This is a genomic window from Lacunimicrobium album (assembly GCF_052161635.1).
GTDB lineage: Bacteria > Planctomycetota > Planctomycetia > Planctomycetales > Planctomycetaceae > SXPC01.
This window is the reverse complement of record NZ_CP197413.1, coordinates 1,442,639-1,466,902: the sequence shown is the minus strand read 5'-3', so window position 1 is coordinate 1,466,902 and position 24,264 is coordinate 1,442,639. Positions and strand designations below refer to the sequence as shown.

At 55.4% G+C, this 24,264-nt stretch carries 13 protein-coding genes; 6 read left to right on the top strand and 7 right to left on the bottom strand.

The features are described 5' to 3' along the window. Nucleotides 1–72 precede the first annotated feature (72 nt). Genes SH248x_RS05790 through SH248x_RS05780 form a run of 3 tightly spaced genes read left to right on the top strand, consistent with a single transcriptional unit; the run spans nt 73 to nt 6,812 of the window. Nucleotides 73–4,356, top strand: a complete 4,284-nt coding sequence (locus tag SH248x_RS05790) for a coiled-coil domain-containing protein (RefSeq protein ID WP_459557563.1) — start codon at nt 73–75, stop codon at nt 4,354–4,356. 56 nt (nt 4,357–4,412) lie between these two features. Beyond that, entirely contained in the window at nt 4,413–5,594 is a 1,182-nt protein-coding gene (locus SH248x_RS05785; protein ID WP_459557562.1) for a prenyltransferase/squalene oxidase repeat-containing protein, read from the top strand. Nucleotides 5,595–5,606: 12 nt separating this feature from the next. Next, on the top strand, nt 5,607–6,812 hold the full coding sequence (locus SH248x_RS05780) for a prenyltransferase/squalene oxidase repeat-containing protein (protein WP_459557561.1): 1,206 nt from the start codon (nt 5,607–5,609) through the stop codon (nt 6,810–6,812). 51 nt (nt 6,813–6,863) lie between these two features. On the opposite strand, the gene SH248x_RS05775 is transcribed toward SH248x_RS05780, so the two are convergent. Next, nucleotides 6,864–7,751, bottom strand: a complete 888-nt coding sequence (locus SH248x_RS05775; RefSeq protein ID WP_459557560.1) for a carbohydrate kinase family protein — start codon at nt 7,749–7,751, stop codon at nt 6,864–6,866. A 1,032-nt stretch (nt 7,752–8,783) separates the two neighbouring features. On the opposite strand from SH248x_RS05775, the gene SH248x_RS05770 reads away from it, so the two are divergent. From SH248x_RS05770 to SH248x_RS05760, 3 genes are all read left to right on the top strand, one after another. Next, nucleotides 8,784–9,128, top strand: a complete 345-nt coding sequence (locus tag SH248x_RS05770) for a hypothetical protein (RefSeq protein ID WP_459557559.1) — start codon at nt 8,784–8,786, stop codon at nt 9,126–9,128. A 174-nt stretch (nt 9,129–9,302) separates the two neighbouring features. After that, nucleotides 9,303–11,378 (top strand): glucans biosynthesis glucosyltransferase MdoH, encoded by a 2,076-nt coding sequence (gene mdoH, locus SH248x_RS05765; RefSeq protein WP_459557558.1) that lies wholly within the window; start codon nt 9,303–9,305, stop codon nt 11,376–11,378. Between the two features lie 8 nt (nt 11,379–11,386). Then, nucleotides 11,387–11,515 carry a hypothetical protein gene (locus tag SH248x_RS05760; protein WP_459558638.1) on the top strand — a complete coding sequence of 43 codons (129 nt, stop codon included), beginning with the start codon at nt 11,387–11,389 and terminating at the stop codon, nt 11,513–11,515. Nucleotides 11,516–11,695: 180 nt separating this feature from the next. On the opposite strand, the gene SH248x_RS05755 is transcribed toward SH248x_RS05760, so the two are convergent. The 6 genes from SH248x_RS05755 to SH248x_RS05730 all read right to left on the bottom strand — a co-directional run bounded on the left by SH248x_RS05755 (nt 11,696) and on the right by SH248x_RS05730 (nt 24,079). Then, nucleotides 11,696–15,076 carry an efflux RND transporter permease subunit gene (locus tag SH248x_RS05755; RefSeq protein WP_459557557.1) on the bottom strand — a complete coding sequence of 1,127 codons (3,381 nt, stop codon included), beginning with the start codon at nt 15,074–15,076 and terminating at the stop codon, nt 11,696–11,698. After that, a complete protein-coding gene (locus SH248x_RS05750; RefSeq protein WP_459557556.1) occupies nt 15,076–18,441 on the bottom strand; it encodes an efflux RND transporter permease subunit in 3,366 nt (1,121 codons plus the stop codon). Before SH248x_RS05750 ends, SH248x_RS05755 begins: the two co-directional genes overlap by 1 nt. A gap of 92 nt (nt 18,442–18,533) precedes the next feature. Next, complete coding sequence (locus tag SH248x_RS05745) at nt 18,534–19,742, bottom strand: efflux RND transporter periplasmic adaptor subunit (protein ID WP_459557555.1); 1,209 nt, start codon at nt 19,740–19,742, stop codon at nt 18,534–18,536. Nucleotides 19,743–20,172: 430 nt separating this feature from the next. Then, the gene (locus SH248x_RS05740; protein ID WP_459557554.1) at nt 20,173–22,482 is read right to left on the bottom strand and encodes a protein kinase domain-containing protein; all 2,310 of its coding nucleotides are present in this window, start codon (nt 22,480–22,482) and stop codon (nt 20,173–20,175) included. Between the two features lie 107 nt (nt 22,483–22,589). Next, nucleotides 22,590–23,141 (bottom strand): sigma-70 family RNA polymerase sigma factor, encoded by a 552-nt coding sequence (locus tag SH248x_RS05735; protein ID WP_459558591.1) that lies wholly within the window; start codon nt 23,139–23,141, stop codon nt 22,590–22,592. Nucleotides 23,142–23,485: 344 nt separating this feature from the next. Next, on the bottom strand, nt 23,486–24,079 hold the full coding sequence (locus SH248x_RS05730) for an EF-hand domain-containing protein (protein WP_459557553.1): 594 nt from the start codon (nt 24,077–24,079) through the stop codon (nt 23,486–23,488). Nucleotides 24,080–24,264 lie beyond the last annotated feature (185 nt).

The following is a 24,264-nucleotide window of genomic DNA, read 5'->3' as shown; positions in this document are numbered from 1 at the left end:
GTGAGCGTCTGCTCACTCTGTCTTCGATTTGCAATCCTTCCCGATTCATCGCTCCTTCCCGGAGACGTTACCATGTCCCAGCACAACACCAATCAACCTGCCCGACAGCTCCCCGACTCTGTGCATCAGAAGCTGCTCGAAGTGCGGCAGAAGCATCTGGCGCTGGGCATTCGTACGTCGATCCTGGCGGCGGTCGGCGTCTCGCTGATTCTTGTTTCTCTTTCCATCTTCATCGACTCGAAGCTCGCCTTTCGTAGTACGTCGATCCGAGCAGGGTTGACGTTGACGACGCTGCTGGTGACTGGCGGCGTCTTTCTGTATGCCTGTTTGCGAACATGGCAGTACCGACGCAGTCTGGGGCAACTGGCGGCCTCGGTCGATCACGCGATGCCGGAACTCGAAGAACGCTGGCAGACTCTGACGCATTTGGGCACGGCCAGTGACCAGTACACAAAACAAGTCCATCCCGTCATGGCTCAATTACTGGAACGCGAGGCAACTCATTACGAGCCCAGGATTATCCCTGCGAAGATCGTCAGTTCGAAGGACTTCCGGCTTGCTTCTGTTGTCCTGGGCATTGGTGCGTTCATGCTCATCACGTTCTGGATTGTCAGCCCTTGGCAGGGTTCGCTATTGCTCTCACGCTTCTTTCTGCCGTTCTCTCAGATTTCGCTGACGAAGATCAAGCTTGAGGAAACTCCTGACGTCATCGCCCGCGGAGATACATTGAAGATCACTGGCCAGCTGACTGGAAAACTCGTCAGGGAAGCGGAGCTGCAGCTGCGAGCCAGTGAGTCTTCAGACATCACGACGACCATGCTCGAACTCAATCAGGACGACCCGTCCAAGCTGTTCTGGAACCTGCCCAAGCGAGAGGCTTCGTTTGAGTACCGCGTTCTGGCGGGTGATGGGATGACGGCATGGAAAGGAATCACGGTCGCCGAGAAGCCGGAGATCGCGCAGGCTGTCCTTACGCTGACTCCGCCTGTGTATTCTGAGAAGCCAGTCAAGTCATTCGACCGGATTCCACGGAAAGCCTCGACGCTGGAAGGGAGTCAGTTTGATGTTCGCATCCTCACTCATACCAAGATCGAGACGGCCCGTCTGCTGCTTGAAAATGGCGAGCATCTTGACCTGACTTTGCAGCCTGATGGCTGGCTGACCGGTAGTCGTTTGTTGCAGACGCCGATCGAGTTTACGCCACTGCTCGTTGAGCCCCATGGGCTGGAAAATGACTATCGTCCTCGTTGCCGCATTGATCTCATTGCTGACGCCAAGCCATCCGTCAAGATCGTCACGCCTTCTGACGAGACGGCTGTCCGCCCTGACGATAAGGTCGAGATCGAGTTCCAGGCGAAGGATGACCTCGGGATTGCCGCTGCTGAACTCGTCGTTTATCAGCAGGATCCTCAGAACCCTGAGAACATCACCGCGACGACAACGCCCATCGACCTCGCCGAAAAGGCAGGCAAAGAGACCGTCAACGGCAAGATCGAGCTTGATCTCTCGCAGCTGGATGTCAAGGATGGTCAGACGCTGACCTATGAAGTGCGTGTTTACGATACGAAAGATACGTCGCTGGCCAGCAAGGATCGTTCAGACAAACAATCGATGCAGATGGCGAATGCTCAGCCTCCTAAAACAGCTTCGCAACCGAGTGCTGCAAATGTTGATTCGCAGACAGGCGAGAATAAGAACGACCAGCAGCAGCTGGCGATGGCGTCTGCTCCGAGTGAGAAGCCGCAGCAGCCAACTGCAGAAAACACAACCACGCCGTCTGAGTCGCCTGATCAAAAGCCGGCGTCGTCATCTCCCGTACCATCGAATTCACAGGCTTCTCCAGCGAATGGAGAAAAGCCCGCTTCGAGTGATGCGGATCAATCGAAGTTGAACATCAACTCACAACAGATGGCTGAGAACAAACAGCCTGCTGTGTCTGAGGCGTCTACAAAAGCCGAGGCATCGCCCGAGCAGATGACGGCTGCGAACTCACCGGACTCAAGCGGCCAGCCGTCATCGAGTGAATCAAAACCGTCAGAATCTTCCGAGCAGACGAATGCTTCGTCGTCCTCTCAGATGGCCCAGAGCGAGAAACAGCCCAGCGAATCAGGGCAACCGAACGAGGGAGCAACTCCACCACCCGATTCGATGCAGAAGCGGACTCTCGATACGCAGCAGGCCCAGTCGGGTTCGAGTCCTCAGATGAAGCTGAGGATCGATGAGTTTGCAGGCTCTTACGAAGGCCAGTCTCGTGCGAAAGCCGAGCAGGCAATTGCTCCGACGCTTCACCAACTCGATGAGCTGTTGCAGACAGCGGAGAACCGTCTGCGGCTAGTCATGGAGGAACGGGCCCAGGGGACGGCATGGAATGACAACTTTGATAGCCAGCTGACCGGCTCGAATTCCGCCCTTGAAACCTGCGAGAAGCTGGTGTCCGAACTGATGGGACGCACGAAGGAGACCCCTTATGCCTTCGTTGGTCTGCAAATCTCAGACATTGGTCAGGCTCAGATCAGTCCTGCACAGGATGCTGTCTGGACGGCGATCCAAGTTGAAGAGTCTGCACGTGATCGGAATGTGAAGACAGCCTGGCAGCTGGTTTTGCGGGCTCGGGAGCGACTTGCGGAACTGAATCAGAAGTTTGAAAGCGTCAAACGGGAGTACAAGCTTGCGGAGTTGACAGAGCAGGTCGAGAAGATGCATCAGATCTACACCGAAGAGACGATGGCGTTGCTTCAAAAACTGGAACAGGAAAACGGCGGCAAGCCACTCGATCCGCGTAAGATGGCTCAGTACGATCTCGACGAGGAGTACCTCAAACATCTTCAGGAGATTCTTGCCAAGAGAGAGGAACTCAAAGCCGAACTGGCCCGGATTCTTGCGGAAGATCCGCGGCTGCTGAAACGCTTCGCGGATCGCTTCCGTCAGGGAAGTCTCGACATGCGGGCGCAACTGGCCAAGCTGGCTCAGCGTCAATCAGTCATTACGGATGACGTCGTCACCTACAACAACGCGACCGATGAGACACGCGAATCGGTCGAGCAGGCTCTCAAGCCACGACGTCTGCTGGAAGCATCCGAGATCGCCCAGAAGTCATCCGACTTGCAGGAGGACTTCATGACCTGGCTGCCGCTCAATTACAACGACAAGATCGCAGCCGAGGATAGGAAACGTGATGACGATCAACCCGTCAATGAATCGCTCGCCCAGGTCATGAATGAACTGAATGATCTGACGATTCAGGCTCGTCAGGTTCAGCGTGATGCCGAGACAATGGCCTTTCAGGACATCGGCATTGAGAAGCCCGCAGAAGGAGCCGATGCACAACCCGGTGTTGATGAATTCGCTCAGCAGCAGGCCCTTCGTGAGAACGGTAACGAGTTATTCCAGAAGCTGCAGTCAGCCGGGGCTGAGATCCGTAAGTTCGGCGAGTCCGATAACAACCCGGCGATCACCATGCATGCCGTGAATCGATTAGGTGATCTGCGTCAGTTGAACGAACTGGCGATTGCCTGGCTCAGCAGAATGGAAGCCATCGATGCCAGCCGGTTCTCTCATGTCTTCTCCGTCGAGGAGTATCGACTCGCGACCGAGACACGGGAATTTACTTCTGATCTGGCCCAGATGGAAACGGCGCTGGCAACTGCTCTGCAAACCACCGAGCTGCCTGCAGAGATCCAGGCTCCTGTCCGGGAACTCTTCACACTTCTCGATCAGAAGATCGAACCTCTTCAGTTGACGACAACCTTCGCGTTGAAGCAGGACGACCTCAAGACTGCTCAGGCGAACCTCATCGAACTTCAGAAGCATTTCGGACAGGCGACGGACCTCTATAACCGCATCATCAATGAGACGACCAAGAAGCTGGATGAAGCTCCCTTGAGCGACCCGATTGCAGAACTTCTCCAGGACCCGACGCTGGAGGAACTGCTTGCCTCTCTGGAACAGGAAGACCCGCTCCGAAAGCTACTGGGAATTCCTTCTCGTCCCACCAACATGCAGATACAAAGTGACTGGATGTCGCCCAAGTCCGACAGTTCTCAATCTGGTCAAGGAGGTTCGTCGCAGTCGTTGAGTCAGCTTGTCCAGCAGGAAAAAGAGCAGATGAGCGATCAGTTGGAGAATGCACGCAACTCCGCGATGCAACGTGCCAAGGACCGCATCGCCCAAATGAGAAATCCTGACAACCAACTCAAACCGGGGGACCGTAAACCATGGAACCGACTGGTCTCTGAACTCAAGGAAGGCCTCCTTCAGGATCAAGGTCGCCTTCCTCCCGAACAATACCGACTGCCGATTGATCAATACTTCGATACGATCAGCCGTATGGGCGACCAGCCGAATCAGAACCCATAATTTTAGCCTCCGGTGAGTCGCCGGAGGCAATGTGTTGACAAACGTGACGGACTTTCATGCGACGCGTTGACGATTACTTGTGTCTTTGTTTGACGACGGCGTTGCTGGTCGTGTGCCAATGTACGTGCGGACTGTTCGCTCAGCAGATCACGGCTCCCCTTCATACTGCCACTCCCCACCAGAACCCTCCCGATCTTTCCATCATTCCTCAGGCGCATTGGGATCGCATCGACGGTTCCGTCACTCGCGGACTTGATTACCTGACCAAGCAGCAGCGTCCCAACGGCTCGTTTCCTGCCCCTGATTCGGGCAACCCTGCGATCACGAGTCTTGGAGTGATGGCATTTCTATCGCGTGGCCATCGACCTGGTGAAGGTCGATATGGCGAGGTTCTCGATAAAGCAGTCAGGTATGTCCTGAACTGCCAGCAGCCGGACGGCGTCTTCTCAGCCTTGCCGATCAACCTCAATGACCATGCCTCTCACGGGCCCGCGCAAACGGGCGTTTATAACACGACGATCAGTGGGTTGATGCTGGGCGAACTGTATGGCATGTCGAGCCCGCGCGTGGCTGGAGAGATTCAGGCGGCCCTCGTTCGCACACTTGATTTTATGGCGCGGCATCAGCAGCGTTCGCAGGCTTTCGAAGTTAATCTCGGTGGCGTCCGTTACCTCCATCGACACAATACCGGTATTGATGCGGATCTCTCAGTGACGGCTTGGCATGTTATGCTCATGCGTTCTGCGATCAATGCAGGGTTTGATGTTCCTCAAAACCAGGCAGATCAGTCGATCAGTTACGTCCGACGCTGCTACGTCAACACCTCTGGTCAATTCAGTTACACCGTCAACGAACCATTCAAAGTCGGCCGCGGGATGGCTGGTGCGGGAATCCTGTGTCTGTTTCTGACGGGCCAGTATGATGCTGAAATGGAAGCCCGCGCGGGAGATTACCTGCTCGCCGAGTCGTTCTCTCCGTACAACGTCCCCAACGGACAGCGCGATCATTATCACTATTCCGCCTACTATGTCTCACAGGCCATGTTCCAACTCGGCGGTCGATACTGGGAAGAGTTTTACCCGCCGTTTTCCAAGGTTCTCGTGGAAGGTCAAAGACACGATGGTTCCTGGGACGCAGAGGCTTCTCGTCACCGCGAGTTTGGCAATGCCTATACAACCGCCCTCGCCATTCTTGCCCTGACAACACCCGACCAACTGTTGCCGCTTTATCAGCGATAGTGATGATCAACTATGAAATTGACTTCCACTCTTTCCCTCACTGTGTTAACGACCGCGACCTGTGTGTTGTCCGCGATGGCGTTTCAGCCTCTGGTTGCACAAAGCGAGAAGCCGAGCCGTCCCAAGACGCAGGTTCTCCACAACGATTCTGCGCACCATAGTCTGCCCAATCTCAAAGTTGTTTCGGACAAGCAGTGGAATGAGATCGACCGGGCTGTCGACCGCGGGCTCTTCTGGCTTTCGCGTCAACAGCTTGCGAACGGGTCTTTTCCGACTCGCAGTTCTGGCAATCCCGGTGTGACGAGTCTGTGTATCATGGCATTTCTTTCGCGTGGTCACCTTCCTGGCAGTGGGCCTTATGGTCAGACGCTTGATCGTGCTCTCGATTTCGTCCTGAGCTGCCAGATGTCCAATGGGGTTTTCACCGCCGAGGCGATCAGCCAGTCCAACACCACCTCGTTCAGTGCGGCTCACTCGTCGGTTTATAACACCACGATTTCCGGGCTGATGCTGGGGGAGCTTTATGGTTTGACGGATGCCAAACGTGCTGCCCGTATTCAACCGGCGATCCAGAAAACCCTGGACTATATGCACAAACTTCAGGATCGCCAGATCTCGCCGCAGTACGCTCTCGACCGGGGCGGGTGGCGTTACCTGCAGCGAACAAGTGAGTTCGAGTCCGATCTGTCGGTCACTGCCTGGCAGATCATGTTCATGCGGTCGGCCGTGAATGCAGGATTCGAAGTGCCTCAGAATCGGGCCGACATGGCGATCGAGTATGTGAAGCGGAACTTTGAACGGAACACCGGACGGTTTTACTACTCATTCTACAAAACAGACGAACTGCCTCGCGCGATGGCGGGGGCGGGCGTTCTCTGTCTGTTTTTAGCGGGGCAGTACGACAACGAGATCGAGCAAAAGTCAGGCAGCTGGATGCTCAGCCAGTCCTTTGCGCCTTATAACCGCCAGATTGATGGTGAGGACCATTACCACTACGCTGCTTACTACGTGTCTCAATCGATGTTTCAGCTGGGGGGGAGTTATTGGGAACAGTTTTATCCTGAGTTCTCAGCTGTTTTTGTCGGTGGTCAGAATACGGATGGTTCCTGGGATCCTGAGTCTGGAAAACACAGCATCTACAGTAATTGTTATTCGTCCGCGCTGGCGATCCTGGCTCTCACCCCGCCGTACCAGCTTCTTCCGATCTATCAGAGATAGTTGACGGGCCATCGCGGAGATCCTCGCACTGCTTTCGCAGCATGGGCATTCTTAGCGAAACCGCGAAGCATCGTATTCTGGCGTGGCGCCGCTTTGGGTGCAGACAAAAGCAGCCAGTTCGCAAGCCGATCTGGCGATCTCCGGTAGTGGCTTTTCATCGAGCAGGCCCATGACGAGCGCAGCCGTGAACGAATCACCTGCTCCGACGGTGTCTTTGATCTTCACTTCGACGCCTGCCTGCTCGACAACCGCGTCAGGGCTGACGAGCATCGCCCCCGATTGGCCCCGCGTGAGTGCGATCAGACGGAGTTTGAAGCGGTGGCAGAGTTCCTTCATCTGGTCGACGGGAGCCCCTTGAACGCCGACGATCTCAGCGACGATGGGTAACTCGTCGTCGTTAAGCTTGAAGACGTTCGCCAGTTCGAGAGAGCGGAGGATGACTTCGTTGGAGTAAAACGGCGGACGGATATTGATATCGTAGACCTTGATATGGTCAGGCGGAACGCGGGCGAGAAACTCCTGGATGGTTCTGCCTGACTCGAAGCCACGCTGGCAGAGGGTGCCAAAGCAGACACCGTGCAGTGAGGCTGCGAGTTCTTTGAGTTCGTCTCGCCATTCCAGATGATCCCAGGCGCAGTTGTCTTCGAAGCGGTAAGAAGCATGGCCACGGTCATCGAGAGTGACGTGAACGCGTCCGGTTGGATACTGGTTGATCTGAACGAATTCTGTCGACATCCCGACGCTTTTAAGCTTCTCAAGGGCCTTTTCGCCCAACTCGTCGCGTCCGACGGCACTGACGGTGACTGCTTTTGCTCCGAGTTGGCCTGCATGGTAAGCGAAATTCGCAGGCGCGCCGCCGAACTTGGCTTCGTCGGGGAACAGATCCCACAGGACTTCTCCGAGTCCGACGATCGTGCGTTGTGTTCCGGTCTGGCCCATGTTGTCTCCTCCTGCTTTTCGCCGCCATTCAGCAATGATTTGCCAATGACTGACTCATAATAAGTTCGAGATGTGTCAATTCATCGACCTTAACACGCTTTTCCACCTGATTGAAGCCAATTCGCAGACGGATTGCAGTCGGCTACAGTTCTAAAGGACGTTGTGAGAAATGTGGGCATCCATGCACGACAGTTGATGCCTAAGGCATAGAAAGTCGAGTCAGATAAGATGGAGTTTCTCCATGGAGTGACTTCTCTTGAATCCTGATGAAATCTTTCAAATTTCAAATTGAATTGCTCAAGGGAAATGTCATGATGATACAGACACGATGAGAAAACGCGACGGCTTTCGGACAGACCGACCTGTTGTGACTCACGTGGATCAGCAGTCGATTCCTCAGGAGTCGCTTTTTCATCGATCGAGCTGATCTCACACGAATCATTCGCTCGCTAACCGAGCAAAGTCAAAAGCGGGTACTTCGGAGGCCTGCAGCGACTGGATGATGAGGGTGCTTAAGGGAAGACAGATTCTGCAGAGAATCCCTTCTCAAAAGTACTCCGGCGACACGATGAATATCGCCATCAACTCTCCGATCCCTGGATTCGCTTCCATCAGCAAACTTTGAAATGTTTTGCCAGTGTGAAGGCCTTCGATTCCGGGGGAAAAACAATTCGCCTCCTGACATTTTGCGGCTGAGCCGTAGAATGCTGGTGGCAACCGGTGTTTGACAGGTCTTGGCTCGTTCAATTCCTCTCAGACGCAGTGTTGCCTCACTGCCGACATGGAGCATGTCGAGGCAGGTCACCTGTTCGATTTCAGTCCAACGGACAGGCTGATAGCTGCAGTGTTTTGGATTAAGCCAACTCCTCGAAAGGACTTACCAAAGACAATAAAACATCAGTTTTCCCTGATGGCACGTGATGTGCAAAAGTTCTTGGCGTCCGCTAACGCATTCTGTTCCCGCAAGCAGAAGCATGTTCGAGTCGGATGATCCGAAACTGATTCAGATCGTCATCATTTACGGAGAGATACATGATGCACACCACTGAACTGACGCCCGATTCGCAGACTTCAATTCTCGATAACCTTACCCAACCCGTTTTCACAACCCCCGATTCAACCGCAAAAACTATGAACACCGCCGTGTCTTCTCAGGCACTCTCGTCAACTTCCGTTCCATCAAATAGCACCCGCGCCAGCCGCTCAATGGCGCATCCACTTGCTCACAAGTGCATTCCAGATGAAAGTCCAGCGACTTTTGTCTATCAGGAACTGTCTCAGCCATGGCCATGGCTGCAACCAGTGACTTACACACGAGCTCTGGCCAAGCTCAATACGAAGGTTCGCAGCCTTGTCGCATTTGTCGGGCTGATGTAACCGACCTTGATTTCGCCAACGGATAAACCATCGAGCCTGGAGTGTTTCAACTCTGGGCTCGGCAAGCCCAGCTGATATGGGTATTATTGACAGGTTTTCATTGCGCAAGGTCGCGCGCCCTGCGCTCAGACGCGGCTCTTTTGCCGTGCTATTTCTATCCAAGGCTTACGCCACATGGACTCTCATCGTCCTGCCCGCCAGACTGCGGTTCGCGGTCTGCTGATTGCTTTGACCGTTGTCATTACCATGTCGTTGACTTTCGTCCTGGGACGAATTGTGACGCTCGATGGGTTTGGCGTTCTTGATGCTGCATTTCTATCGCTGTTTGCGATCCTGACGGTGTGGATCTCGTTCAATTCGATGATGGCAGTCATGGGAGTGTTATCCCTGTGGCGTCGTGAATTGTCGGGAAAAGCTGGTGTCATTTCTGCAACGAGATTTGAAAATCTTTCAGAGACAGGACATGGGAATTTCAAGACCGCTGTCCTGATCCCGATCTACAACGAGGATGTGAATCGGGTCTATGCGGGCTCGCTGGCGATGAGAAAATCGCTGCAGAGTCTGTTCAATCGTCTGCCCGCGATGCAGATCGATTTCTTTATCCTCAGCGACACCACGAATCCGGATGTGTGGGCGTTGGAAGAACTGGCGTTTGTCAGTCAGAACCCACAAGTCGCGACCCTGCCGCCGATCTTCTATCGTCACCGTCTGAAGAACATCAACCGAAAGGTCGGAAACATCCAGGAGTTTTGTGAGCGCTGGGGAAGTGCTTACAAATATATGGTTGTCCTGGATGCCGACAGCCTGATGGGGCCCGAGACAATCCTCGAGATGATCCATCGAATCGATGCCGATCCGAAAATCGGATTGCTGCAGACTCCGCCCTCTCCTGTGAATTCGACGTCACTGTTTTCACGGATGCAACAGTTCGCGTGTTCGGTCTACGGGCCGGGGTGTACTCACGGCTTGAACCTGTGGGCGGGAACATCCGGGAATTACTGGGGGCACAACGCGATCATTCGTACGGAAGCCTTCCTGAAGACCTGCGGCTTGCCGGAACTGCCAGGTTACGCACCGTTTGGCGGCGGAATCATGAGTCACGACTTCGTCGAGGCAGCATTCCTGCGCAAAGGTGGCTGGAAGGTTGTGCTCGCTGATGACCTGGGTCAAAGCTATGAAGAGCTGCCTTGTACGCTGACAGCCTACCTGCAGCGCGATCAGCGGTGGTGTCAGGGGAACATGCAGCACATCAACTTCCTGGCACACACGCGTCTGCTGCCGATGAGCCGGTTTCACCTGACGGCTGGTATCATGTCGTTCCTGGCGTCTCCGCTGTGGGGACTGTTCATGGTGCTGGGGATCGTTCAATACGTCTTCCTGCACCGGGACGAGATGGTCCACACGCCCGGCATCCACGTCATGCGAGATTCGCTGGCGGTCTTTGGCGTGACCTTGGGGATGATCTTTTTGCCGAAGGTCCTGACGATGGTGCGCGTGTTGAGCAGCAATCGACTGTCGCATCAGCATGGGGGTCGTATTCGATTTGTGTTGAGCGTTTTGAGTGAATGGGTGATCTCGGTCTTCACTGCTCCGATCATGCTGTACTTCCATTCGACGTTCGTTGTTTCGAACATCTTTGGTCGAAAGGTAAGCTGGAACGCTCAGAAGCGTGGCGACGATGCGTTGGAATGGAATGATGCGATCGTGACTTACGCCCCGCTGATGTTCCTGGGAATTATCGCGGGCACGGCGATTCGACTGCTCGATTATCACATGTTTCTGTGGTTCTCGCCTGTCCTGGTGGGTTTAGTGTTTGCGATTCCATCGGCTTACATCCTGAGCAGCACTGCCATTGGTAAGAGGCTGCGTCAGTGGAAGATCTTTACGATTCCAGAAGAGTTGAATCCCCCCGCTGTCTTGAAGTTACAGCATCAGTATCTGGATGACGTTCTGACTTCGACAGGTGAGGCGGCGCTCGATGCGTTCGAACTGATCATTAAGAACAGGCAGGCGTATACGCGTCACCAGATTGCTCTGTCGTCTTCCAATCAGAGCGAACTGAATTCGATGAAAGCACAGAAGATTTCCGAGCATGACATGATGCTCTGGAAGGCCCGCATCATCAGCAATCACATGCTCGACTTTACAGCCGCGGAGCGAAAGCTGATTCTGTGTCACCAGGAAGTCCTGCAGCAGTTGCACTTCTACTATCTGAAGAAGCGTTATCAGTCGAAGTTTAATGAGTCGTAGGACTCTGCTTGGGTATCGAGGCAGATGAGGAAATCTTCCTGCAACAATGCCTGGACGCGGGCGCGAATGATGATATGGCCAAGCCGCTGGATGTGGAGAAGTTGATGTCGTTGATTCAAGTGTGGATAGGGCGCTAACAGGGACAGTTATACCAATCACAACATAGCTCAGTGCGTCTTCATCCCAATGTGCCATGCTTGCGGCTTTGAGCAAGCATGTTCTGAACGTTCGAACGTCAAACGAAGCCGCATGCTCACCCAAAGCTGTGAGCATGGCACGACTTTTCGAGACCGCGCTATTTCAAGTTGCGATTGGGATTAGGTGTGAGCTTCACTCAGCACAGGCTGAGGTGGGGTGCTGCGAGAAGCGGGACTCGTCTGGCGAGGGTTGCGTGGTTTCACTGCGCGATCCACAACCCACTGGATGGCAAAGTAGAAGACTGGCGTCAGGAAGATTCCGAATGCGGTCACGCCGATCATGCCTGCGAACACTGCGGTTCCCAGGGCACGTCGCATCTCGGCCCCTGCCCCTTCAGCGACCAGCAGCGGTGCAACGCCAAGGATGAATGCAATCGATGTCATGATGATCGGGCGCAGACGCAACTGGCATGCGACGAGGGTTGCTTCCCAGGCGGACTGGCCTTCCTCTCGTTTTTGCTTGGCATATTCGACGATCAAAATCGCGTTCTTACAAGCCAGTCCGATCAGCACGACGAAGCCGATCTGCGTGAAGATGTTCATGTCGAGCTTGGCGATGAGCACTCCCGAGAGTGCACACAAAAGGCACATTGGAACGACAAGAATGACTGCCAGCGGCAATGCCCAGCTTTCGTACTGAGCAGCCAGGACCAGGAAGACGAGAATGACCGCGAGCAGGAAGACCCACATTGCCGTGTTGCCGGCCTGCAGTTGAAGCAGCGCGAGTTCGGTCCATTCGGTTCGCATATTGGGCGGCAGGTTTGTGTTGGCTGTTTGAGCCAGTTCTTCCAACGCCTCGCCGGAACTGCTGGTGGGGGAGGCATCGGCATTGACGGCTGCGGACTGATACATGTTGTATCGCATGATCAACGATGGGCCGCTGGATGGTCTGACGCTCGCCAGCGAGCCAAGGGGAACCATTCCGCCTGTGGAGCTTTTGACTTTCAGTTGTCCCATGGCTTCGGAGGCATTTCGATAAGCCTCTCTGGCCTGGACGTTGACTTTCCATGTGCGACCATAGAGGTTGAAATCGTTAACATAATAAGGTCCCAGGCTGGCTTCGATCGTCGTGCGGATGTCGTCGATTGAGACGCCGCGATCTTTGGCTTCCAGTCGATCGACGACGAGTTCCAGCCAGGGAACGTCGGCACGGAAACTCGATGAGACACGCTGCAAGGCTGGATTCTCAGCTGCTTCTGCGACGACCCGGTCCGCTGCTTCCTGCAGGTTGACAAGGTCCCCGGTGGCGCGGTCCTCGATAATGATTTTGAAGCCGCCCGCTGTTCCCAGCCCCTCCACGGGCGGGGCGCCGAAGACGGAGACAATCGCATCCGGAATTTCGCTGCGCAGGCAATCCTGAATGGCGGCTGCGATTCCGTCAGCAGATAACTCAGGAGAACGACGATGCTCGAAGGAATCGAGCATCAGGTAAAGCGATCCAAAGTTCGGGGCGGACGCATTTTGCAGCAGAGACTGACCTGCGACGGCAATCGTCTCCTTCACCCCAGCGACTTTCTTGGCTGACTTCTCGACCATCCCGACGACGTCAGCGGTTCTTTGCAAAGACGAGGCATCAGGGAGACGCAGATCGACCAGAAGGTACCCCTTGTCCTGCGAGGGGATGAAGCCAGTGGGCGTGCGATGGAAGGTTTCGTATGTGAGGAAGAGGAGTCCGCCGTAGGCAATGAGGACGATCGGCGTCACTCGAAGCATCAAGCCGACGGACTTCGTATAGATATTTGTTCCAAAGTCGAAGAACTGATTGAACTTTCCAAACGTCCAACCGAAGATCGCATCGACTGGGCGACCAAGGATCCCGCCGACAATTGCTCCCAGGATGGCTGCAATCGCGTATTGTCCCCACATTGGAACAGACCCGCCGGTCCAGGTCGCGATCTCTGCTGGCCAGGTCCGAATAGCCAGAACTCCGGCGGTTGCTCCAATGAGAACATACGCGAACAGTGGCAGGACTTCTGCGCGTCGTCCTCGTTGTGGTTGCAGGAGAATTGCTGCCAGGGCAGGACTGAGTGTCAATGAGTTGAACGCGGACAGCAAAGTACTGACTGCGATCGTGATCGCGAATTGTCGGAAGAACTGCCCAGTGACGCCGCCGAGAAATGCGCACGGGATAAAGACGGCTGATAGCACCAGCCCGACTGCAATGACGGGCCCGCTCACTTCCGTCATCGCTCGCGAGGCAGCTTCTTTCGCTGGCATGCCGTGATCGACATGGTGCTGCACGGCTTCCACGACGACGATGGCATCATCGACGACGATCCCGATCGCGAGCACCAGTCCGAACAGCGTCAGTGTATTCAAACTGAAACCGGCCACCGTTAAAGCTGCGAACGTTCCGACGACAGCCACCGGAACAGCAGCCAGGGGAATAATGGCTGCTCGCCAGCTTTGAAGGAACAGCAGCACCACAGCCGCGACGAGGATGACGGCTTCGATGAGCGTTCGAAAGACCTCATGGATCGATTCGTCGATGAAGGGGGTTGTGTCGTAAACAATGTCGTACTCGATGCCGGGAGGAAAGTCGGCGCTGAGTTCGGCCATCTTTTCTTTGACCTGGTGAGAGACATCGAGCGCGTTCGAGCCAGGCAGTTGATAGACCGAAAGCGCGACGGAGGGGCGGCCGTTCAACGTGCAGACCTGATCGTACGACAAAGACCCGAGTTCGATCTTTGCGACATCCTTCAGATAGACCAGCGATCCATCGAGTCCGCGTTTGAGAACGATCGACTCAAACTGCTCGGGGGATTCCAGACGCCCCAGCGTTGTCATGGTGTATTGGAAGACCTGGCCTGCCGGTGTTGGCTGAGCACCAATTTGCCCTGCGGCGACCTGGATGTTCTGTTCGTTGACAGCGGTGATGATGTCTTGTGGCGTCAATCCGACGGCTTGCAGCCTCTGCGGATCCAGCCAGACTCGCATGCTGTAGTCGCGCTGGCCGAGGTAAGTGACGTCGCCGACGCCGGCGATTCGCTTGAGTCCGTCCGCGATCTGAATCGTTGCGTAGTTACTGAGAAACAGGTTCGTCGCTGCGACATCTTCGCCATCATAGGTCGAGAAGAGGTTGACCATCATCAACGTGTTGGGCGACTTCTTCTTCACGGAAATTCCACGTCGGCGCACGAGATCTGGCAGCACCGCTTCCGCCATGGAGACACGGTTCTGCACCAGCACCTGTGAGATGTTGAGATCGGTTCCCGGCTCGAATGTGACGGTGAGAATGTAACTGCCGTCGTTCATACATTGAGACGACATATACAGCATCCGCTCGACGCCGTTGACCTGCTGCTCGATCGGCGAGGCGACCGTATCGGCGACGACGCGTGAGTTGGCACCGGGATAGACGGCAGAGACCTCGACCGTCGGCGGGGCGATCTCGGGGTACTGCGCGACCGGCAGCGTCGAGAGTGCAATCGCACCGGTCAGGACGATCGCGATCGACAGGACAGCAGCAAAAATCGGACGACCGATGAAGAAGTGAGACATTACGGCGCCACCTCGGAGTGTTGGGCAGGAGTCGCGGGGCGGGAGCGACCAGCAGATGACGAGACGGGTGTCTTGTCTTCTGTGGGTGCTGAAGCAGGAATCGCGGACTGATGGGAACGTGCTTGATGGGTAACGGCTGTTCGTCGTGCTGCCTGGCGGACGGGACGCAGGCTGATCAGATCAATCAAGAATCGACTGAGTCGCTGGATCCAGGTCACATGAAACAGTTTGCTCTCCGCGATGTTCTCGATCATGACAAAGAAGACCGGCGTCAGCATGAGTCCGAAGACCGTCACGCCGATCATACCTGCGAAGACCGCTGTTCCGAGGGCACGTCGCATTTCTGCTCCTGCCCCCGTTGCGAACACGAGCGGCATGACGCCGAGAATAAATGCGATCGATGTCATGGCGATCGGGCGCAGACGGAGACGACAGGCCTCGATGACGGCATCGCGGGGAGTCATTCCATCCAGTCGCAAAAATCGTGCATACTCGACGATCAGGACCGCGTTTTTACACGCCAGGCCGATCAGCACGACGAATCCGATCTGAGTGAAGACATTGATATCAGACTTCGCCATCGCCACGCCGGCCAGCGAACTCAGGACACACAGCGGGACAATCGGAATAACAGCCAACGGCAGTGCCCAGCTTTCGTACTGAGCTGCGAGAACCAGAAAGACGAACAGAACGGACAGCGGGAAGATCAGCTGGTTCCAGATGTTCTTGGCAGCATCGATCTGGATGTAATTGATCTCGGTCCATTCGTGTGTAATCCCGGCCGGGAAGATGCGGGCGGCGAGTTCATCTATTGCTTTGATCCCATCTCCTGAACTGACGTTCGCGGGTGTTGAACCCATGATCGCCGCAGCCGGATGCATGTTATAGCGAGTGAGGACCAGCGGTCCTGAGATCTCCTTGACGTTGAGGAGCGTTCCCAGAGGAACCATTCCGCCAGAGGCATTGCGAACGCGAATCCGCTTGGCGGCTTCGATGGTATTGCGATACGGACCTTCTGCCTGAAGAATCACCTGCCAGGTACGACCGAACAAGTTGAAGTCGTTCACATAACGTGACCCGAGAAATGTCTGCTGCGCTTCAAAGACATCTGCAAGATCGACGTTCATCGTCTGGCATTGCTCGCGGTTCACATCGACGAATAGCTGCGGTGCATCGGCACGAAAAGACGACATCAGATTGGCGATGCGAGGATCTTTCTTTCCCTCGGTGATCAACTGCTGCATGTACTGCTGCAGTTTGAGAATGTCGTTCTCGCCACTGCGATCTTCGACCATGACCTTAAAGCCCCCGCTCGATCCGAGTCCGGGGACAGCGGAGGGGGACATGACGTTGACCTGTGCGTCTGGTACCTGGACTGCGAACAGTTTTTTAAGACTGCCGACGATCTCGAATGCTGAAAGCCCATGGCCTTTGCGTTCGTTAATCGGGTTCAGCGTGATGATCAATGTGCCGTAGTTTGAGCCGTTGGCACCGAGAGCAAAGGCGCGTCCTGCGAGGGCGACCGTATTCGCGACTCCCGGTTGTTGCCTCGCCAGTTCGGCCACCTCATTCATGACTGCTTCGGTTCGTTCGAAGGAGGCAGCATCGGGGAGTTGAATCGAGCACAGCAACCTGCCCTGATCCTGGCTGGGGATGTAGCCGGTTGGAAGGACGTTCAAGCCCCACCAGGTCAGTCCCAGCAATCCGGCGTAAACCAACAGAACCAACGGCACGACACGCAGAGAAAAGCCGACGGACCGTGTATAGATACTGGTTGTCTTGGCCACTCCGATGTTGAAGAGTCGAAACATCCATCCAAACAGCGCCTGAATAATTCTTTCGATCCAGTCACGTTTCTCGCCATTGGGCCTGAGGAGGATTGCACACAAGGCAGGGCTCAACGTCAGCGAGTTCAATGCAGACAGGGCCGTCGAAACCGCGATCGTCACTCCGAATTGACGGAAGAATAGTCCAGTGATCCCACCAAGAAATGCACAGGGCACGAACACCGCGACGAGCACCAGCCCGGTCGCGATGACGGGTCCGCTGACTTCTCTCATCGCCTCGCGAGTGGCTTCTCTTGGTTGCAGGCCAAGATCGATTTTATGCTGCACGGCTTCCACGACGACGATCGCATCATCAACAACAATCCCGATCGCCAGGACCAGTCCGAAGAGGGTCAGTGTATTGATGGTGAATCCCAGACAGGCCATCATGGCAAAGGTCCCGATGATCGCGACCGGTACTGCTGCCAGCGGAATGACCGCCGCACGCCAGCTCTGCAGAAACAACAGGACGACGATCGCGACCAGGAGCACCGCCTCGAGCAGCGTATTGACGACTCCCTGAACTGACTCTCGAATGAATGGCGTCATGTCGTTACGAAAGGTGTACGCCACTCCGGGAGGAAAGTCCTTGGCCAGCTCGTCCATCTTTACTCGTACGCGGTCGGCGACCGTGAGCGCGTTGGCATCGGAGAGCTGGTAAACCCCAAGGCTAGCGGTCGGCTTGCCGTCGAGACGATCGGACGAGTCGACGCTTTTCGCCGCCATCTCCACACGCCCGACATCCTTAATGCGGACCTTTCGACCATCCTCAGTTCGTCGGATCACGATGTCTGCAAACTCTTCCGGTGTCGAGAGTCGCCCCACGACGTGCAGCGGCAGTTCGAAAACCTGTTCGCCCGGAACCGGTGACTGCCCGATTCGTCCTGCGGCAAACTGCTCATTCTGCTCTCTGATCGCAGACAACACATCCCCGGCCGTCATTCCCATAGACGTCAAGCGATCCGGATCGACCCAGATTCGCATGCTGTACTGGAGGTTTCCCATCAGGTTGGTATCGCCGACCCCGGGAATCCGCGCGATTTCTTCGCGCAGGTTGATCGAGGCATAGTTACTCAAATACAGCTGATCGTACTCGTCGTTGGGCGAGTACAGGTTGATGATCATCAGCATGTCCGGGTTACGCTTGCGCGTGGTCACGCCCGACTGACGGACGACATCCGGCAAGAGTGGCATGGCGAGGTTGACGCGGTTCTGAACCAGCACCTGGGCGAAGTTCAGATCGGTTCCCGGCTTGAATGTGACGGTGAGGCTGTACGACCCATCGTTGGCCGAGTTCGAAGACATGTAGATCATGTTTTCGACGCCGTTGACCTGCTGCTCGATCGGAGCGGCGATGGCATCGGCGATGACCCGGGCGCTAGCACCGGGATAGCTCGCAGAGACGGTGATGTTGGGCGGCGTGATGGGAGGATACTGCGTCATCGGCAGGGTCATCATCGCGACCGCGCCGGCCAGGGTTACAACCAACGACAAGACCGTCGCAAAGACGGGCCGATCGATGAAGAAGTAACTGAGCATCTTGTTTCCTCCAGTTGCAGCAGGGGATTTCCTGCACGATCATTATTCACACGTTGCGACAACAAACCTTTCAACAACTATTCAATGATAATTCAAGGTCCCGTCGGCTTCCCGGCAACGGACGAATTCGCGCGAGGCATCTCGACAACCGTGGGTTTCACCTCGGACTTCGGACGCACATACTGAAGGCCGCGAACAACAATCTTCTCATTCCCTTTCAGTCCTTTTTCGATGGCAATCAAGCCATTTGAACGCGGTCCGACTTCGACTGAGACTCGGTTCACCTGATTCTTTTCATCGACGACATAGACGTAGCGTCTCCCCTGGTCGGAGCCGAGGGCGGCTTCTGAGATCATGAGGACGGAGCGAGGCCCACTCGTCTCCATTCTGACGCGAACAAACAGGCCGGGGTGCAGATCCTTATTCGGATTAGCAAACGTCGCCCAGACGCGGAGGGTGCCCGTATTCGGGTCGACTTTGTTGTCTGTGAATTTCAAATGCCCGGTCAGCGGGAACTCATCTGGCTTTTCGTCAGAGAGTCCAAGAGAGACTGGCAGCGAGGACTTGCCGTCCGGCGATGAGAATGGCGCGAGCTTGGATCGAATCCTGAGCACGGTCCGTTCATCGACGTCGAAGTAGACGTAAAGAGGATCGAGCTGCACCAGCGAGGCGAGGATGGTTGAATCCGCCATCACGGTATTTCCGGGATCGACCATCCGGCGTGACATGCGTCCGGAAAATGGAGCTGTCACTGTTGCCCAGGTCAGGTCCTGCTGGGCAGTCTCCAGGGTCGCCGTCGCAGTCTCTACGCCTGCAGCCGAGGTATCACGCACGGATCGCGCTTGTTCGAATTCACTGGCCGAGACGACTTTGGAAGTATGCAGCTCCTGCAGGCGATCGAAGTTGGCCTGATTAAATCGATGCGTGGCTGCTTGTTGATTTAAATTTCCCTGAGCCTGCTGGACTGCCAGTTCGAACGGCTTGAGTTCGAGCTGAAACAGCGGCGCTCCGGCTTCAACTTCATCGCCATCACGGAAGAAGACTTTTTCGAGGTAACCTGAAACACGCGATTTCAGATCCGCCGACATCATCGACTCAGTCCGTCCCGTGAAGACTTCTGCATCGATGACCTCTCCTGCAACTGGCGTACTGACTTCGACATCGACTGGCTTAGCGGCTGGCGGTCCACCGGACCCTTTGCCGGCAGTTCCAGCCGCACCGGCAGCGGAGGTCGGCTTGTCGCAACCGGCGTTCACCAGGAAAGCGGTGATGATCAGACATGAAGAAACGAAATAATGCACGGATGCGCTCCTGGTGCAGTCATTTTAGGAAGGAATTCAAGGGAGGAAGGTTGGTTTCGACGGGCGAAACCGGAGGGAGACAGCCTGTGGCAGGCCCCAGGCTTCACGTTCAATCTCTTCTAACGTACTGTTTGAGTGCGAAAGGTCGACGAGAAATGAACGTCCTCAATCCATTAGCATAATAACTTTCTCGCCACAGTATGCCATTTTAGCGGTCTTGACCAAAAAACCAGTTCTACCGGTTTTCCAGCTCACAAGTTCCCCAACATCATGGCCTTGTTCGACTTGAAACTCATCACGCTCCGTTAATATGCGAGATCCCCGTCCCTGGCAGGACATTTTCTCCAGATTATCACTCCGCTGATGAGAAAAATGTCCTGACAATCCGTGGAACCTGCAGCGTGGCTACGATGCAGATTGCTTTGTGGGATCACTGAATGGCATCTCGCGCTCGATGCATCAATTCCGGCAAGCGCGGGTCCATTTTGGGGCGTTTCCCCCTAAGTAGAAGGGACGCCTCATGATACAGCAACATCCCCTCAATATACTCGAACCACGGAGCCGGTGTTTTCCCGAGTTCATCCTTCGCCATCCGGTCAGCCCATTCGACCATAGTATTGTCGGCATTCGTCATCGCTGCCTGGGCTTGTTCTCGTTGCCCTGCTCTGTGATAGGCCATCGCCAGCGCGGAGTGGACCACTGGCTGTCCTGGCCATAGCTGGTCTTTCTCGAGTGACGCAAGAAACGAAGCAATGGCATCTTCGTTGCGTCCTTGTCGATAGCGGGCCAGCCCGATCAGGTAATGCCTGACAGCCTGGGGTGGCTTATGCATCACGCGATTGACTTCGACACCCGCGAACGAGGTCATGTCGCGTATAACTCGCTCGTCATCCCATGTTGGCAACGCTTCGGCTGCGTTTGCGACCTGGACAATATCGACAGGAGACGATGCGTCAAACAGGCAACCGCGGATCGCCCAGATGGAAGGATCGCTCCCCCCTGCGGTCGATTCGTTCCACATCTTGAGACACAGGTCACGGTATGCGTCCTGATTGCCAGTGAATAAAAACAACTGCGCCGTTCCCCACCATTTGGGACCAGCGGTCGGTCCACCCATCTTCATGGATTTCTCCAGGTCAACGGCTGCTTCCGGCCACAATCCCAGACGAATGAAGAATGCGCCTCGCTCGGCCCAGACGTAGTAATAATCTGGCTGAAGTTCGATTGCCCGATCGTAAGCCTGTGCGGCTGCTTTCCATTCTTCCAGATAAATGTGACCTCGAGCGGAACTGAGTGTGTCATTGGCCTGCTTGAGACGTTCTGCCAGTTTCTCGACACCTTCCCGGGCACGAACGGCACTTTCACGCGCCTGGACTGCCTCACCCAGCGCGATGATTTTCTCATCGCGCTCTGCAGCCGCCACCGTCGCCTGCCAGAGACTGACTCCGGTTCCGATCACCATCGCCAGCAGGACGAGAGTTCCCGCCGTGATCGCCATCTGGTTCCGCCGCGCGAACCGCGTAAACAGATACCACGCCGAAGGAGGACGGGCTTCAATCGGCTGCAGATCAAGATGACGCTGGATATCGGCAGCCATGGCGCCGGCGGATTCATAACGACGAGTCCGCTCTTTGTCCGCGGCTTTCATCACGATCCAGTCGAGATCACCACGCAATTCCGACGACAGCTGGGCGGGCGTTGTGCGGCGTTTCGCAGAAACGGTGGATTGCAGATCTCCCAGTGTCGTTAAGCGACGACTTGGAGCTGGTAGTGATTCTTCACGAATAATCCGTCGCAGCTCGTCGAACTTTGCTGTGCTGAGTCGGTTTTTGTCATATGGAGTCGAGCCCGTCAGGATCTCAAACAGCAGCATCCCCAGAGAAAACACATCTGACCGCGTATCGATATCGAGAGAATTCATCTCCGCCTGCTCGGGGCTCATGTACATCGGCGTTCCGATGAGATCCATGAACCGCGTATAAATCGTCTTTTCCGTCAGCGGCTCCCCGATCGCTTTGGCGACTCCAAAGTCAATAATCTTGACGACGGGACGGGTATCATGCAGCGTCACCATGACGTTCGAGGGCTTCAAATCGCGGTGGATGACACCCTTCTGATGCGCATGCTGCACGGCCTGGCAGACATCAATGAAAAGTTCCAGACGCTCGCGAATCGTCAGCTGATGCTGCTCACAAAACTCGGTGATCGGCACGCCTCGGACCAGTTCCATGACAAAATATGGCTCGCCGGTGAATGTCTTGCCTGCATCGAACACTTTCGCGATGTGTTGATGGTCCATGATCGCGAGCGCTTGACGCTCTGCTTCGAACCGCGCAAGAATCCCCTTTGTATCAATCCCGGACTTGAGCAGTTTTACTGCGACTCGACGGCGCATGGGCTCTTCCTGCTGAGCCACATAGACCACTCCAAACCCGCCCTCGCCAATTTTTTCCATGAGGCGGTAACGCCCAACGGTCTCCCCTGCCCTGTCCCGGCCTGCAAAGGCCGTCGACTGTTCTGCTTCCTGGTCGATGCGATAGCGAAACTCTTCCACGGGCGAGAGTTGATCGACAACACTCGACTCTTCTGCGTGTGCAGCAAGGAGTTCTTCGATCGTCTGGCGCAGCGCATGATCTCCCTGGCAGACATCGTCCAGGTACGCTTTTCGCTCCGACGCGGACTCCAATTCCACAACGGTCAGGAAGATTCGCTTCTGCTGTGCGATAGATACGGCAGACATCTCAACAGCCATTCGTGAAAGGACGGTCGACAAGAACAAAATACAGTCGGCAAGATCCAGAACTATGCGATGTTCACACCATGAGCAGGACAAAAAAGTCAGTTTCTCTATTCCCCGATGGCCCGTTTCAACCAGGCTCTCACAAAACTCCAGTGTCGCTTGACGGTCCGGTCGGAAATTCCCAGCGTCTCTGCGGTCTCTTCTAATGTGAGCCCGCCAAAGTATCTGAGCATCACCAGTTCATAAGACTCTGGATCTTCCTTTTGAAGTTGCTCGACGGCCTCATTGAGCGCCAGTAATGTCGCAGGAGAAACCGACGATGAAGGACTGAAGACATCCTCCAGCCCGACTTGATCGCGTCCGCCACCATACTTCAAGCCTGCCTTCCGACGTGCTGCTTCAATCAGAATCCGCCGCATCGCCTCTGCCGCCGCTGCGTAGAAGTGCCTGCGATTCTGCCACAGCAGGGCTTCATTCCCGTTCCCGACAAGTCTCAGATACGCTTCATGAACAAGGGCCGTCGGCTGCAGTGTGTGTTCGCTTCGCTCGTGGTTCATCTTCTGACTGGCCAGCCGGCGCAGTTCCTCGTACACGAGGGGCAACAACTGAGCTGCGGCGCCCGTTTCTCCGTCGCGAATCTGCTTCAGAAGTTGCGTCACATCGGACAAACGGGGTCTTTCACTGGAGAATTCATTCTTTGTGTCTCAACGGTTCCTTCGCTAAATTCTAGGACATTCGCGAGTGTTGGAAAGCATCATCAACGCCAAGGCACCATTTTGTTATCTCGCCTGATTCGATTATCTCGCTGACTGACGGCCTGACTCCGAGAGTGGTGCTTCGAGAGGACCTTTGTGTTGTTGGGCGGTTTCGTTCTCGAGCGTGATCTGGTGAGGATGATCCCTGAAATTGGTATTCCGGTCTGCTCCGTAAAAATGGGAAGAGGTCCTTCCGCCACTAGCACGGAAGGACCTCGGGAGCATATCGGAACGTTCGGAGCGAACGCTTAGTTGTTACCGCCGCCGCCACCGGCACCGCGTTGTGGGAGGGCTTCGATTTCGGCTTTGCTCAGGAAACCGTCTTTATCGGTGTCCATTTGCTCGAATCGACCTTGGATACGTTCTGGCAGTTCGCTCTTGGCGAGTTTGCCGTCTTTGTTTTCGTCGTAGCCCATCATTCGTTCAACCATGTTGCCGGCGCCGCCTGCACCACCAGGACCACGACCGCCTGGGCCGCCAGGACCACCAGCACCGCCGCGACCCATGAAGCCTTCTGGCATTTCTGGTCGAAGTTCTTCAGCAGAGATTTTGCCATCGCTATTTTTGTCGAGCTTCTTCAGAGCAACGACCGAGTTGTTGATTTCTTCAGCAGAAAGCTCGCCATCTTCGTTGGCGTCGAGGGCTTTCATGACCGGCAGCATTCGCATGAAGTTACCGCGATCACCACCGCGACCGCCAGGACCACGTCCTTCACCACCCGGGCCGCGACCGCCTTCGCCACCTGGTCCGCCTTGAGGACGGTTACCGTCTTGAGCCTGAGAGAATGAAATCGAAAGCGCCAGCGCAACAACGGCGCAGATCGACAGAGTAGTGGTACGCATGAGAGTCCCTTTGATGTGGATGTTTGCAGAGCAGGTACGAGCAATCCGACAAGCCTGCCGGAAGCAATGTTGACCGTCTTAAATTCGACAGTGCCGATTGGCACATCGAATTAACACACAACGCTCATAGGTGTTTTGGAAAATTCCAAAATATTTTTCGATGCAGTCTACACTCAGGGACGAGG